The 14,216-nt window shown below is 43.0% G+C and carries 13 protein-coding genes; 7 read left to right on the top strand and 6 right to left on the bottom strand.

Translation table 11 applies throughout. The annotated features are described in order from the left end of the window. The 6 genes from mnmG to rpmH all read right to left on the bottom strand — a co-directional run. Nucleotides 1–1,688: tRNA uridine-5-carboxymethylaminomethyl(34) synthesis enzyme MnmG (gene mnmG / locus HP456_RS11040; protein ID WP_172250971.1), on the bottom strand; the 1,688-nt coding region annotated here is incomplete at its 3' end. Between the two features lie 57 nt (nucleotides 1,689–1,745). Further along, nucleotides 1,746–3,131 carry a tRNA uridine-5-carboxymethylaminomethyl(34) synthesis GTPase MnmE gene (gene mnmE / locus HP456_RS11035; protein WP_172250969.1) on the bottom strand — a complete coding sequence of 462 codons (1,386 nt, stop codon included), beginning with the start codon at nucleotides 3,129–3,131 and terminating at the stop codon, nucleotides 1,746–1,748. A 364-nt stretch (nucleotides 3,132–3,495) separates the two neighbouring features. After that, a complete protein-coding gene (gene jag / locus HP456_RS11030) occupies nucleotides 3,496–4,113 on the bottom strand; it encodes an RNA-binding cell elongation regulator Jag/EloR (RefSeq protein WP_172250947.1) in 618 nt (205 codons plus the stop codon). Next, a complete protein-coding gene (gene spoIIIJ / locus HP456_RS11025) occupies nucleotides 4,110–4,889 on the bottom strand; it encodes a YidC family membrane integrase SpoIIIJ (protein WP_172250945.1) in 780 nt (259 codons plus the stop codon). Before spoIIIJ ends, jag begins: the two co-directional genes overlap by 4 nt. A gap of 222 nt (nucleotides 4,890–5,111) precedes the next feature. Further along, on the bottom strand, nucleotides 5,112–5,483 hold the full coding sequence (rnpA, locus tag HP456_RS11020) for a ribonuclease P protein component (protein ID WP_172250943.1): 372 nt from the start codon (nucleotides 5,481–5,483) through the stop codon (nucleotides 5,112–5,114). Nucleotides 5,484–5,591: 108 nt separating this feature from the next. Continuing rightward, nucleotides 5,592–5,726 (bottom strand): 50S ribosomal protein L34, encoded by a 135-nt coding sequence (gene rpmH, locus HP456_RS11015; protein WP_071617052.1) that lies wholly within the window; start codon nucleotides 5,724–5,726, stop codon nucleotides 5,592–5,594. Nucleotides 5,727–6,829: 1,103 nt separating this feature from the next. On the opposite strand from rpmH, the gene dnaA reads away from it, so the two are divergent. The 7 genes from dnaA to HP456_RS10980 all read left to right on the top strand — a co-directional run. Continuing rightward, nucleotides 6,830–8,173, top strand: a complete 1,344-nt coding sequence (gene dnaA / locus HP456_RS11010; RefSeq protein ID WP_172250941.1) for a chromosomal replication initiator protein DnaA — start codon at nucleotides 6,830–6,832, stop codon at nucleotides 8,171–8,173. 511 nt (nucleotides 8,174–8,684) lie between these two features. Further along, nucleotides 8,685–9,821, top strand: coding sequence for a DNA polymerase III subunit beta (gene dnaN / locus HP456_RS11005; RefSeq protein WP_172250939.1), 1,137 nt, complete (start codon nucleotides 8,685–8,687; stop codon nucleotides 9,819–9,821). Between the two features lie 315 nt (nucleotides 9,822–10,136). After that, entirely contained in the window at nucleotides 10,137–10,355 is a 219-nt protein-coding gene (rlbA, locus tag HP456_RS11000) for a ribosome maturation protein RlbA (RefSeq protein ID WP_172250937.1), read from the top strand. Nucleotides 10,356–10,372: 17 nt separating this feature from the next. Then, nucleotides 10,373–11,491, top strand: coding sequence for a DNA replication/repair protein RecF (gene recF / locus HP456_RS10995; protein WP_172250935.1), 1,119 nt, complete (start codon nucleotides 10,373–10,375; stop codon nucleotides 11,489–11,491). Nucleotides 11,492–11,500: 9 nt separating this feature from the next. After that, entirely contained in the window at nucleotides 11,501–11,755 is a 255-nt protein-coding gene (gene remB, locus HP456_RS10990) for an extracellular matrix regulator RemB (protein ID WP_032087143.1), read from the top strand. Nucleotides 11,756–11,802: 47 nt separating this feature from the next. Next, a complete protein-coding gene (gene gyrB / locus HP456_RS10985; RefSeq protein ID WP_172250973.1) occupies nucleotides 11,803–13,725 on the top strand; it encodes a DNA topoisomerase (ATP-hydrolyzing) subunit B in 1,923 nt (640 codons plus the stop codon). Between the two features lie 123 nt (nucleotides 13,726–13,848). After that, the coding region (locus HP456_RS10980) for a DNA gyrase subunit A (RefSeq protein WP_281358014.1) at nucleotides 13,849–14,216 on the top strand (368 nt) is incomplete at its 3' end.

Here is a 14,216-nt window from a genome sequence, read left to right as displayed (position 1 = left end):
TTTTTCAGCTTATCGACTTGTTGAAGGGATTTCTCTATATATCCTTCGTATTTCACTTGAATTTCGACTTGTTCTTCAACATCCGGAGAAAGTTCAATCTCGCTTGGAACAAGGCGCTTGATATGACTGTAATTCATTTCAGGACGCTTCAATAGATCGGCGGCAAGGATGCCATCCTTCAATTCACTGCCTCCTGCTTCACGGATGACGGCTTGTGTCTCTTCCACAGGCTTGATACGGATGCTTTCCAAACGCTCTTTTTCAGCCCGGATCGCCTCTTTTTTCTCAGTGAAACGCAGATATCTTTCCTCGGAAATCAAACCGATTTGTTTTCCTATATCCGTCAGACGCAGATCTGCGTTGTCGTGTCGTAACAACAACCGGTATTCTGCACGGGAAGTTAATAAGCGGTAAGGCTCATTTGTTCCTTTTGTAATAAGGTCGTCGATCAGCACGCCGATGTAAGCATCAGAACGACTGAGGATGACTTCCTCTTTATCAAGTGAGCGACATGCTGCATTGATTCCAGCCATCAGACCTTGTCCGGCCGCTTCTTCATAACCGGATGTCCCGTTGATTTGACCTGCGGTGTAAAGATTTTTAATTTTTTTCGTTTCAAGTGTCGGCCATAATTGAGTAGGTACGATTGAATCATACTCGATTGCATAACCCGCTCGCATCATCTGTACATTTTCAAGGCCGGGGATGGTAGAAAGAATCTTTTGCTGAACGTCTTCAGGGAGGCTTGTTGATAACCCTTGAACATATACTTCCTGAGTATTTCTTCCTTCCGGCTCCAAGAAAATTTGATGACGGGGCTTGTCATGAAAACGGACCACTTTATCTTCAATGGACGGACAGTAACGTGGTCCTGTCCCTTTGATCATACCTGAATACATCGGAGAACGATGTAGATTATCGTCGATTAATTGATGCGTTTCTTCATTTGTGTACGTCAGCCAGCAAGGCAGCTGATCGGTAATATATTTTGTCGTTTCATAACTGAAAGCACGCGGTACATCATCACCCGGCTGAATTTCCGTCTTGGAATAATCAATCGATGAGCTGTTTACACGCGGCGGTGTTCCTGTCTTGAAACGAACGGTATCAAAGCCGAGCTCTCTCAGATGATCCGCTAATCGGATGGAAGGCTGCTGATTATTAGGACCGCTGGAGTATTTCAGGTCTCCCAAAATAATCTCACCGCGAAGGAATGTACCTGTAGTGATAACGACGGTCTTCGCACGGTATGCGGCACCCGTCATTGTCACGACCCCTTTACATTCGCCGTCTTCGACAATCAGCTCTTCAACCATTCCTTGGAGAAGGGTCATATTCGGTTCATTTTCGAGCGTCCGCTTCATTTCATGCTGATAAAGGAATTTGTCCGCCTGTGCTCTAAGTGCACGAACGGCAGGACCCTTTCCTGTATTCAACATTCTCATTTGAATATGTGTCTTATCGATATTCCTCCCCATTTCTCCACCGAGGGCATCGATTTCGCGTACGACAATTCCTTTTGCCGGACCGCCGACAGATGGATTACACGGCATAAAGGCAACCATATCAAGATTGATGGTCACCATAAGCGTTTTCGCTCCCATCCGCGCAGAAGCGAGTCCTGCTTCAACACCGGCATGTCCAGCACCAATGACAATGACATCATATTGTCCTGCGTCATATTGCATGGTTTTATAGTTCCTCCTTGATGGATGAAGATGAACTTCACCCACATAATATGTTGGTTATTTTCCTAGGCAGAATTGGGAAAACAGCTGGTCGATCAGGCTTTCATGAACACTGTCACCGATGATTTCCCCCAATAGCTCCCATGTTCTCGTTAAATCGATCTGGGCTATATCGATAGGCGTTCCCATTTCTACACTGTTAATTGCTTCGTTGATTGCTTGAGACGCTTGATTCAATAAGGCGATGTGCCGGCTGTTGGAGACATATGTGATATCCCCCGCTTCGATGGAACCGGCAAAGAAAAGCGATGAAATGGCTTCTTCCAGTTCATCAATCCCTTCTTCTTCAAGCAAAGCGGTCGTCACCATGGGATGTTCTTTTGCCAGCTCACGTACTTTATCTAAATCGATCTTTTGTTCCAAGTCGGTTTTGTTCACGATGACAATGACGTCCATCCCTTTTACCGCTTCAAAAAGCTGTTCATCCTCGTGCGTCAGTTCATCGGCATAGTTCAGGACAAGCAGGATGAGATCCGCTTCTTTCAGCACCTGCCTGGAACGCTCTACTCCGATTCTTTCGACGATGTCTTCCGTTTCCCGGATTCCTGCAGTATCGACAAGACGGAGCGGTACCCCGCGGACATTCACGTATTCTTCGATGACATCACGGGTCGTTCCCGGTATATCTGTAACAATTGCTTTATTTTCATGTACAAGACTGTTCAATAAGGAAGATTTTCCGACATTCGGACGACCGATGATGACGGTGGACAGTCCTTCGCGGAGGATCTTCCCCTGTTCGGATGTCTGGATCAATTTATCAATTTCATCCCGTACGTGCTTCGATTTTTCCATAAGGACTCCGTGAGTCATTTCTTCTACATCATCATATTCAGGATAATCGATGTTCACTTCAACATGAGCGAGCGTTTCGAGTATCTCCTGACGAAGTTTCCTGATCAGTTTGGAAAGGCGTCCTTCCATCTGATTTAACGCAACATTCATCGCCCGGTCCGTCTTCGCCCTGATCAGATCCATAACGGCTTCTGCCTGTGATAGATCAATACGTCCATTTAAAAAGGCCCGCTTCGTAAATTCACCAGGTTCAGCTAACCGAGCTCCTTGCTTCAGGACAAGTTGAAGAACTTTATTGACAGAAACCAATCCTCCATGACAATTGATTTCGATGATATCTTCACGTGTGAAGGTTTTTGGCCCCCTCATGACAGATACCATTACTTCCTCCACAACTTGTTCCGTATCGGGATCGATGATATGGCCGTAATGAATTGTATGAGAAGCGAACTCCTTCATGGAAGTGCCCTTCATTCCCCTGAACACCTTTGAGCCGATATCAAAAGCTTCATCCCCGCTCAATCGCACGATCGCAATTGCGCCTTCACCCATCGGTGTCGAGATGGCTGCTATCGTATCTAGTTCCATTCTTATCACCTCTCTCTATTTATTGGTTTCAAATCTATATGAACGAATGAAATTCAGAGAGCAAAGTTTCCCCAAATTATTAGAATATCACAAACCTATTTAATACAAAAGAATCTAAATCTCCTTGTCTCCACGTTATCCACAGACCATTTTCTCTTATCTCTATTATTTTAACTTATCCACATGTGAATAACAATAAACCGCGGCAAAAAGGAGTATCCACAGGGCTGCACATCCGGATTCTGAATACTGAAGAAATACTTTATTCAACATAAAGCGACAAATTACGCATCAACCACACTCCTCACTCTCCACGAATTAGATATAAAAAAGACGATCCCTCGAAAGGAATCGTCTTTTCCATCTATTTAGGTGCAATCACAATATATCGATTCGGTTCACTGCCTTCAGAATAGGTATCCACTTTTTTTGCATTCACTAATGCGGTATGGATCACTTTTCTCTCATAGGAAGGCATCGGTTCCAATGAAACAGCGCGGTTGATGCGCAGCGCTTTATCGGCCAGGCGCTCTGCCAGGTTAGTCAGAGTCTGGCGGCGGCGTTCTCGATAGTTTTCTGCATCCAGCAGGATGGTTAAAAACTGATCGGATGCCTTATTCGCTGCCAATTGCGTTAAATGCTGAAGAGCATTTAATGTTTGTCCTCTTTTTCCGATTAACAGGGCCATTTTTTCACCGGATAGACGAAATTCAACTTCTCTTCCATTCTGATGTACGTCAATGGAAGGTTCCACTCCCATTGCCCGCGCAACCGATAATAAGAAGTCTTTCGCTTCGTCGACCGGACTGATCGTCATTTTCACCTGAACGGCTGCAGGTCTTCCACCGAACAGGCCGAACAGGCTTTTTTTACCTTGGTCTATTACTTCGATTTCTGCTTGTTCTTTAGTGATGTTCAGTTGAGACAAGGCTGATTCAATGGCTTCTTCCACCGTTTGACCAGTCGCTTTCACTTCTCTCACTTTTTCTTTCCTCCCGAACCACCAGCTTTTGCAGCTTGTACTTCCCTGATATCAGGACCTTTGATGAAATATGTTTGGACGATCATGAAGATATTACCGATTACCCAGTATAATGAAAGGGCTGAAGGGAAATTGATCGCAAAGATCACAATCATCACAGGCATGATGTAAAGCATCATCGCCATTTGTGGATTTTGATCCGCCGTACCTGCCATCATCAGCTTTTGCTGGATGAACGTTGTAATACCGGCTGTAACAGCAAGGATGATATCTCTTTCGCCTAGGTCGAACCATAAGAAATTATGTTCTGCAATTTCTCTAGTACGTACAATCGCATGATAAAATCCGATCAGGATCGGCATTTGAACGATTAATGGGAAACATCCTGCCAAAGGATTGACTTTATGAGTCTGGAATAACGCCATTGTTTCCTGTTGAAGCTTCTGTTGAGTTTGTGCATCTTTTGAACTGTATTTTTCACGAAGCTTTTTCATTTCCGGCTGCAATGCCTGCATCGCTTTGGAATTTTTCGTTTGTTTGATCATTAACGGTAAGATGGCTAAACGGATGATCAGCGTTACAATGATGATCGCCAGACCATAAGATCCACTGAACCAATCTGCCACCATTGTGATTAATTGTGATAATGGCCACACAATATATTCATTCCAGAAACCTGAGCTTTCAGGTGTGATGGGCTGGTTATATTCTGTACAGCCTGATAAAACAGCCATTAGCCCAATGATTCCCATGAGGGCTATAATTCTCTTTTTCACCCTTATTTTCCTCCCAACTAATATGTTTCTACAAGGTTCTTTCTGCTCGTACAATTCTGTACCTCTTCTTATCCAATGCACGAAATGCAGAAATAAACAACCTTCTACTCGTAGTCAAGGACACGTTTCCCCAACTTTATATTAAAATGTACAATCTCTCGTATTGTAACATCTTTTCAAAGACTTGTGATGTTGAAACATGTCTATTTTATAAATACTTTTTTACTTTTTCCTATCATTTTTACCATCAGATTGCTTTTTCAATACTTTTCCTCTTTTTAAAACATGAGTAAGACTGCTTTTTACTTCATGAAAATTCATGTCGGCCGCCGGTTTTCTGGCGATGATTAAATAATCGTGGTTATCCTGAACGTCTTCACGCAATTCCAGGAAAGCCTGCCTTACGTATCGTTTGATTTGATTCCTGCACACCGCATTCCCGATTTTCTTGCTTACGGAAATCCCGATCCGGAACGGCTGGGCTTCTTCCTGCTTTAAGGAATAAAGAACAAATTGCCTATTTGCAAATGATGTCCCTCTTTTAAATATTTCTTGAAATTCTTTGTTTTTCTTTACTCTTTGTTCTTTACGCATAAGCCACACCTGTTTTTTTGTTTTTCATTAAGTGTTTCATTTAATTGAAGTTCTTAATCATTTTCGTTCAATTACTAGAAAAAAAGACCACTGAGTCAGTTCAGTGGTCTAAGCAGATAATACTTTTCTTCCTTTAGCGCGACGGCGAGCTAATACTCTGCGTCCGTTCTTAGAGCTCATGCGTGCACGGAAACCGTGTACTTTACTTCTTTTACGTCTATTTGGTTGAAACGTTCTTTTCATCTATTGACACCTCCCTGAAGGATTCATCTTCATAAGTTAAAGACATTCTACACTATTATAAAGACGTGACCCGTAAAAAGTCAACATCCATATTATTTTATTTTTAGATCTCTAAAATTTACTAATTATTTGTTTGTCTTCTAAAAAATTAACTCGTGGTGGATTAGACTTCTAAACACCGTGCTGACTGCTGGATCACCGACCGTTCCTTTCCGCGGGGAGAAAGTCGAGCCTCCTCGGCTTGCCTCCGGGGTCTCGACCTTTTCTCTCTTCCCGCAGGAGTCAATTGCCTCCAGATCCAATCCACTCTGTCTATTTTAAATAGTAAGTAACAATAAACATCGGAAGTTAGCTGCAAATTTCATCATCGTTAAATTGTTGAGTTCTATCTTTTCTAATATAGAAAATAAAATTTGCTAATGGTATCCAAATTATTTTTCTATAATAGTCTGCTCTAAGTGATGTTCGGTATTTTCACCGGATCCAGCGTTGATTGTAGTGCAAGACGAAGACTCCTGCGGGAGAAGTGGCCAATGTGAGACCCGGATGCGATAGCCGAGGAGGCTCACGGGCTACCCGCGGAAAGCGAAGTCTTGCACGGAAATCAAAAGCGGCTTTCAGAAATCCTCTATAAATATTTTTCATCTCTTAGTTCCTTCTACAAAATCTCTCCCAACAATCAAAAAATCACCCTGTGGATAGTTTTCGACACGATTTTTAATTATCCACAACACCTATTGACAGGTTTTTCACAAGTTCTACCCTTGTGGACAATTTCATTCCACAGAGTGAAGGGGTTGTGGATAATATTTAAAAACCATTGCACCGCTAAGGATATTTTGATATGATTATTGTGTTTTCACTCTTGATAACTTCAAATACGGATTTCACTTATCCACAAAATGTGGATATCATGTGGGTAACTTATTCAGAGGGTTTGTAAAACCTTGTCCACAGATGGTGAATATTGTCGACTAACCGTTTTCTTTCCTTATTATATATATTTTCCACATTCAGTCTATTGTATTTTTATTAGATAAAGAGATTTTACACGTCTACGGGTTGTACAGAGGTTATACAAACGAGAAAAGGAGGGATCAGGATTGGAGAATATCGGGGATCTTTGGAGTAAAGCCTTAGAAAATATCGAGAAAAAAATCAGTAAACCAAGTTTCGACACTTGGTTGAAATCGACGAAGGCTCATTCCATTCAGGGAGATACTCTTGTGATTACCGCTCCAAATGAGTTTGCAAGAGATTGGCTGGAAGGTCGGTACTCTCAACTCATCTCCGGAGTATTGTATGATATAACCGGTGAAGAGCTGGTCGTAAAGTTTATTATTCCCCAAAATCAGGAGCCGGAAGAGTTTGATATTCCAGTACCGCCGAAAAAGTCTGTAAAAGAGGATGACCAGTATGATCTTAACCAGAATATGCTGAATCCTAAATATACATTCGATACTTTTGTCATCGGGTCCGGAAACCGATTTGCACACGCTGCGTCTCTGGCTGTGGCAGAAGCGCCTGCAAAAGCATATAATCCCCTATTTATTTATGGGGGCGTAGGGCTTGGAAAGACTCACTTGATGCACGCGATCGGACATTATGTGCTGGAGCATAATCCGGCTGCAAAAGTGGTATATCTTTCTTCTGAAAAATTCACGAACGAATTCATCAACTCGATCCGTGATAATAAAGCGGTCGATTTTCGCAATAAATACCGCAGCGTCGATGTTTTGTTAATTGACGACATTCAATTCTTGGCCGGAAAAGAGCAGACACAAGAGGAATTCTTCCATACATTTAATACATTGCATGAAGAAAGTAAGCAGATTGTCATTTCCAGTGATCGTCCTCCAAAAGAGATCCCGACATTGGAAGACCGCCTGCGTTCCCGCTTCGAATGGGGCCTTATCACCGATATAACTCCTCCTGATCTGGAGACAAGAATCGCGATTTTAAGGAAAAAGGCAAAAGCAGAAGGCCTGGATATCCCGAATGAGGCTATGCTTTACATCGCAAATCAAATCGATACGAACATTCGTGAACTGGAAGGCGCCCTTATCAGGGTCGTTGCGTACTCTTCACTTATTAATAAAGACATAAATGCCGATCTTGCGGCTGAAGCACTGAAGGATATCATTCCAAGCTCAAAGCCCAAAGTCATTACAATTCAAGAAATCCAGCGGGTTGTCGGAGAGCATTTCAATGTGAGATTAGAGGACTTCAAAGCAAAGAAACGGACGAAATCCATAGCGTTCCCCCGTCAAATTGCCATGTATCTTTCTAGGGAAATGACGGATTCTTCCCTGCCGAAAATCGGTGAAGAATTCGGAGGACGCGATCACACCACCGTCATCCATGCCCATGAAAAAATCAGCACCTTGCTTGGAGCAGACGCTCTCCTGCAGCAGCAGCTGAAAGAAATCAGGGATTCTCTTAAGTAATATGTATGAGAAGGGCTTCAGCTAGGAGTATAGCGGCGGGATCCACGAATTAGATCGGATAAGAGAATATTAACGCTCTTTTAGAATTCCAATAATAAATTCAACTAGATCCAGCGGTTGATTGGAGTGCAAGACGAAGACTCCTGATGGAAAAGTGAGCAATGTGAGACGTGTCCAGCTCTGGGGTTTTTCTACCCCGCAGGGAGGAACGACCGAAGAGGCTCACAGGGCACCCGCAGAAAGCGAAAGTCTTGCATGGAAATCAATAGCGGTTTTCAAAGAGTTTCTAACTCGACAAAACTAGTAAAGAGACTTTTTAATAACTGAATACTGTTGATAACCGAGACCAACTAGCACACAGTCTGTCCACATGTGGATAGGCTGTGTTTCCGTTCAATTCACACACTTATCCACATATCAACAGGCCCTACTAGTACTATTACTATTTTTTAAATAAATATTAATATATGATTCAGTCCAAAAAATTATGTGCAAATTGGAGGAAATAATCATGAAATTTGTTATTCAGAGGGATGCTCTTGTTCAAAGCGTTCAAGACGTCATGAAAGCTGTTACGTCCAGAACAACGATTCCAATCCTTACAGGGATCAAAATTATTGCAACAGAAGAAGGAGTCACGTTAACGGGAAGTGATTCTGATATATCAATCGAATCGTTCATCCCAAAAGAGGAAGAAGGATCTGAAATTGTCGAAATCATGGAAGCAGGAGGAATCGTCCTACAGGCTAAATTCTTCAGTGAAATCGTCAAGAAGCTTCCTAAAGACACAGTTGAAATCGAGGTTCAGAATCATTTCCAGACAGTGATCCGTTCCGGTAAAGCTGAATTCAATTTGAACGGATTGGATCCCGAAGAATATCCACATCTTCCTCAAATTGAAGAAGGCAATGGAATCAAAGTTTCAACGGACCTTTTAAAAACGATGATCAGACAAACGGTATTCGCAGTGTCCACCTCAGAAACACGCCCTATCTTGACAGGTGTAAACTGTCAGATCGAAAACGGTGAGTTGAGCTGTATTGCAACAGACAGCCACAGGCTGGCAATGCGAAAAGCGCCTATCGAAACGAATCATGATGCTTCATACAATATTGTCATTCCGGGTAAGAGCTTGAATGAACTGAATAAAATCCTTGATGACACAGATGAGCCGGTGGAAATCGTCATTACGGAAAACCAGGTGCTTTTCAAAGCGAAACACCTATTATTCTTCTCAAGACTTCTTGAGGGGAACTATCCTGACACCAGTCGATTGATTCCGTCTGATACAAAGACAGAACTTACATTGACGACGAAGGAATTCCTTCAGGCGATCGATCGTGCTTCATTATTGGCAAGAGAGGGAAGAAACAATGTAGTGAAGCTTTCTACGCTTGATGGCGGAATGATTGAGATCTCCTCCAATACTCCTGAAATCGGGAAAGTCATCGAACAGGTTCAGAGTCAATCTATCGAGGGTGAAGAACTGAAGATATCCTTCAGTGCGAAATACATGATGGATGCACTGAAAGCAATCGAAGGAACGGAAATCTATGTGAATTTCACAGGAGCGATGAGACCCTTTGTTCTTAAACCGCTTCATGATGATTCGATCCTTCAATTAATCCTTCCAGTCAGAACGTATTAATCATTTTAGAGCTGATGCCTTTTGAGGAAGGTATCGGCTTTTTTTCTTTTCAAACATCCTGGATGCATCTGCTGCGGAAGATGACGAAACCTGTTGAATCGTTCGTAACCGGCTGAAACGTATCCGTATTACCGGATATGTCACCGTAATTCGAGATAATTGTCCGGATACGGATTCAGGCTGATCCGCATTGGTCATTACTCCTGTTCCATCGAAATAAGACTGTACACCCTTCCATCTTTCGTTAGTTGTGACTTAATCAATTTTAGAGTAAAATAAGATATTAGAGACTTTATACGGAAAGTAGTGATTTTAGTGGAGAAAAAGATCACGATTCAAACGGAGATCATTACATTGGGCCAATTCCTGAAACTAGCTGATGTAATTCAGTCCGGGGGCATGGCGAAGTGGTTTTTAGGTGAGTACGAGGTATACATAAATGGTGAACAGGATCAGAGAAGGGGAAGAAAGCTTGCGGTCGGGGACAAAGTTGAAATTCCGGAAATAGGAGTCTTTGTGGTTGCTGGAGAATAATAAAGGATGTTATGTCCATGTTTATTGAACAATTGGAATTGAAAAATTATCGGAATTACGGATCGATCGAAGTGAATTTCGAAAACAAGGTGAACGTCATTCTCGGGGAAAATGCCCAGGGGAAAACGAACATCATGGAATCCATCTATGTCCTTGCTATGGCGAAATCCCACCGGACGTCGAATGATAAAGATTTAATCCGTTGGGACGAGGAATATGCTAAAATAAAAGGTAGGATTCAAAAACATAACGGTGCTCTGCCCTTAGAGCTAGTCCTTTCAAAAAAGGGCAAGAAAGCGAAGTGCAACCACCTTGAACAGAAGAAGCTGAGTCAATACGTCGGTAATATGAATGTTGTCATGTTTGCGCCTGAAGATCTCCATTTGGTAAAAGGGAGCCCTCAAGTTAGGCGTCGTTTTATTGATATGGAAATCGGGCAGGTTTCACCTGTTTATTTACATGATATCAGTCTTTATCAGAAAATATTACAGCAGCGGAATCATTATTTGAAACTCCTGCAGACGAGAAAGCAGACAGACCAGACGATGCTTGACGTACTGACGGACCAATTCATCGAAGTGGCCGTCAAGATAATCAAAAAACGGTTTGAGTTCGTCCAGCTCCTCGAGAGTTGGGCTAAACCGATTCATTCTGGGATCTCAAGGAACCTTGAAACGCTGGAAATCCTTTATAAACCCTCTTTGGATGTATCAGATGATCAAGAATGGTCAAAAATGGTAGAGGTATACGAACGGAAATTTGAAGGAATCCGCGACCGTGAAATTGACCGGGGAGTCACTCTTGCCGGTCCGCATCGAGATGACTTGCAGTTCATCGTTAATGGACGTGATGTACAGACATTCGGATCACAGGGACAACAGCGAACAACGGCGCTCTCTGTGAAACTTGCAGAAATCGAGCTCATCCATTCTGAAATAAAAGAATATCCGATTCTTCTTCTTGATGATGTGTTGTCGGAACTCGATGATTACCGCCAATCCCACTTGCTTAACACCATACAAGGCAAGGTGCAGACTTTTGTCACGACAACAAATGTGGATGGAATCGATCATCGGACGTTAAACGAAGCAGCGCAATTCGAAGTGGAAGCGGGAACAATGAAAAGACTGAAATGAGGTGGTACCTTGTACATTCATGTCGGAGAAGATGTCATGGTACGAACAGATGATATCATCGCAATAATTGATCGAGACACCGTACAGTTTTCAGAAGAATTGCAGCTTTTTTTAAAGAATAAAGATAATCACCTTTGTAATCTTGCAAAGGGTTCATATAAATCTCTTGTCATTACGAAGAATCAATTGTATCTTTCCCCGCTAGCATCGAGCACGCTTAAGAAACGATCAAAGAAATACTCAAACTATGAGAATTTATTATAGAAATACAAGCCCGAAAGATTAGAAAGTGTAGGTGAATCGGCATGGCTATGGAACAAAAACAAGCACAAGGTCAATCCTATGATGAAAATCAGATTCAGGTTCTGGAAGGATTGGAAGCCGTACGTAAACGACCAGGGATGTACATTGGGTCAACAAGCGGAAGAGGTCTGCATCATTTGGTATGGGAAATTGTCGATAACAGTATCGATGAAGCCCTTGCTGGGTTTTGCGACGCAATCGAAATCACCATCGAAGAAGATAACAGCATTACTGTAACGGATAATGGACGCGGAATTCCGGTCGGGATTCATGAGAAGATGGGTCGTCCGGCGGTAGAGGTGATCATGACCGTCCTTCACGCAGGCGGGAAATTCGGAGGTGGAGGATATAAAGTATCCGGTGGTCTGCATGGTGTTGGGGCCTCGGTTGTTAATGCCCTTTCTACAGAACTGGAAGTATATGTACACCGGGACGGGAAAATCCATTATCAAAAATTCGAAAAAGGTGTCCCAAGCTTTGATCTTAAGATCATCGGTGATACAGACAAGACCGGAACTGTCACCCATTTCACGCCTGATCCTGAAATTTTCACTGAAACCACAGAATACGACTATGATACATTAGCAAATCGTGTCCGTGAGCTGGCTTTCTTAAATAAAGGAATCCAGATCAGTATTGAAGATAAGCGCGGAGAAGGAAAAAGAAGAGATTATCATTATGAAGGCGGTATTAAGTCGTACGTAGAACATTTAAACCGTTCAAAAGAAGTCATCCATGAAGAACCGATCTTCATTGAAGGTGAAAAAGACGATATTACCATTGAAATCGCCCTTCAGTATAATGATGGATTCGCAAGCAATCTTTATTCGTTTGCCAACAATATTCACACACATGAAGGCGGAACTCACGAGTCCGGATTTAAGACGGCTTTAACAAGGGTTATTAACGATTATGCCCGCAAGAATCACGTATTCAAAGAAAGCGATGCGAACCTTTCAGGAGAAGATGTCCGGGAAGGATTGACTGCCATCGTTTCAATCAAACACCCGGATCCCCAGTTTGAAGGGCAGACGAAAACAAAGCTTGGTAACTCGGAAGCAAGAACCATCACTGATTCCCTGTTTTCAGAGCATCTGGAAACGTTCCTGCTGGAAAACCCGGTTGTTGCCAGAAAAGTGGTGGAAAAAGGGCTCATGGCCGCACGTGCCCGTATGGCCGCGAAGAAAGCCAGGGAACTTACACGCCGTAAGAGTGCGTTGGAAATCTCAAGCCTGCCGGGTAAATTGGCGGATTGTTCTTCCAAAGATCCAAGCATCAGTGAAATCTATGTGGTTGAGGGTGATTCAGCCGGCGGTTCTGCTAAACAAGGACGTGACCGTCACTTCCAGGCGATCCTCCCACTGCGCGGTAAGATCATCAACGTTGAAAAGGCTCGTCTCGATAAGATCCTTTCCAATAATGAGGTTCGGGCAATCATCACGGCTCTCGGTACTGGAATCGGGGAAGACTTCGATCTGACCAAGGCGAGATACCATAAAATCGTCATCATGACCGATGCCGATGTCGATGGCGCCCATATCCGTACACTCTTGTTAACGTTCTTCTATCGTTATATGAGAAAAATCATCGAAGCTGGATTCATCTACATCGCCCAGCCGCCATTGTACAAGATTCAACAAGGCAAGAAAATCGAATATGCCTACAACGATAAAGAGCTTGACCGTATCCTGGCAGAAATTTCACCAACACCTAAACCTGGCATCCAGCGTTACAAAGGTCTTGGGGAGATGAATCCTGAGCAGTTATGGGAAACAACGATGGATCCCTCTTCCAGAACACTGCTTCAAGTAAGTCTGCAGGATGCCATCGAAGCTGACGAAACTTTTGAAATCCTCATGGGTGACAAAGTTGAACCTAGACGTAACTTCATTGAAGAGAATGCTGCTTACGTTAAGAACCTGGATATTTAAATAACGATTATGAATATAAAAAAACAGGATAGACTGCACGAATCTATCCTGTCTTTTACATAGCGGACAAGGTGAACAAAGAGAAAGGTCCAAATCTTTCTTTAAAAGGAGGTCCCTCATACTATGTCAGAAACACCAAAATCAAATGTTAAAGAGATTAATATAAGCAATGAGATGCGTACATCATTCCTGGATTATGCGATGAGCGTTATCGTTTCGCGTGCCCTGCCCGATGCCCGTGACGGATTGAAGCCGGTCCATCGACGTATCTTATACGCGATGAACGACCTCGGCATGACTGCCGATAAAGCATACAAGAAATCTGCCCGTATCGTCGGTGAAGTCATCGGTAAGTATCACCCGCATGGTGACTCAGCCGTATATGATACCATGGTGCGTATGGCTCAGGATTTCAACTATCGTTACATGCTTGTTGACGGCCACGGCAACTTCGGTTCTGTCGATGGGGATGCAGCAGCAGCGATGCGTTA

Origin of the sequence: Bacillus haikouensis (assembly GCF_013179555.1) — a bacterium.
GTDB classification, from domain to species: Bacteria; Bacillota; Bacilli; order Bacillales; family Bacillaceae_B; genus Rossellomorea; species Rossellomorea haikouensis_A.
This window is presented reverse-complemented; position numbering and strand designations above follow the sequence as displayed.

Coding starts and splice junctions, on each gene's coding strand:
- mnmE (WP_172250969.1), bottom strand. CDS start 3,131: ATGGAACTAGATACGATAGCAGCCATCTCGACACCGATGGGTGAAGGC.
- rnpA (WP_172250943.1), bottom strand. CDS start 5,483: ATGCGTAAAGAACAAAGAGTAAAGAAAAACAAAGAATTTCAAGAAATA.
- rpmH (WP_071617052.1), bottom strand. CDS start 5,726: ATGAAAAGAACGTTTCAACCAAATAGACGTAAAAGAAGTAAAGTACAC.
- dnaN (WP_172250939.1), top strand. CDS start 8,685: ATGAAATTTGTTATTCAGAGGGATGCTCTTGTTCAAAGCGTTCAAGAC.
- recF (WP_172250935.1), top strand. CDS start 10,373: ATGTTTATTGAACAATTGGAATTGAAAAATTATCGGAATTACGGATCG.
- gyrB (WP_172250973.1), top strand. CDS start 11,803: ATGGAACAAAAACAAGCACAAGGTCAATCCTATGATGAAAATCAGATT.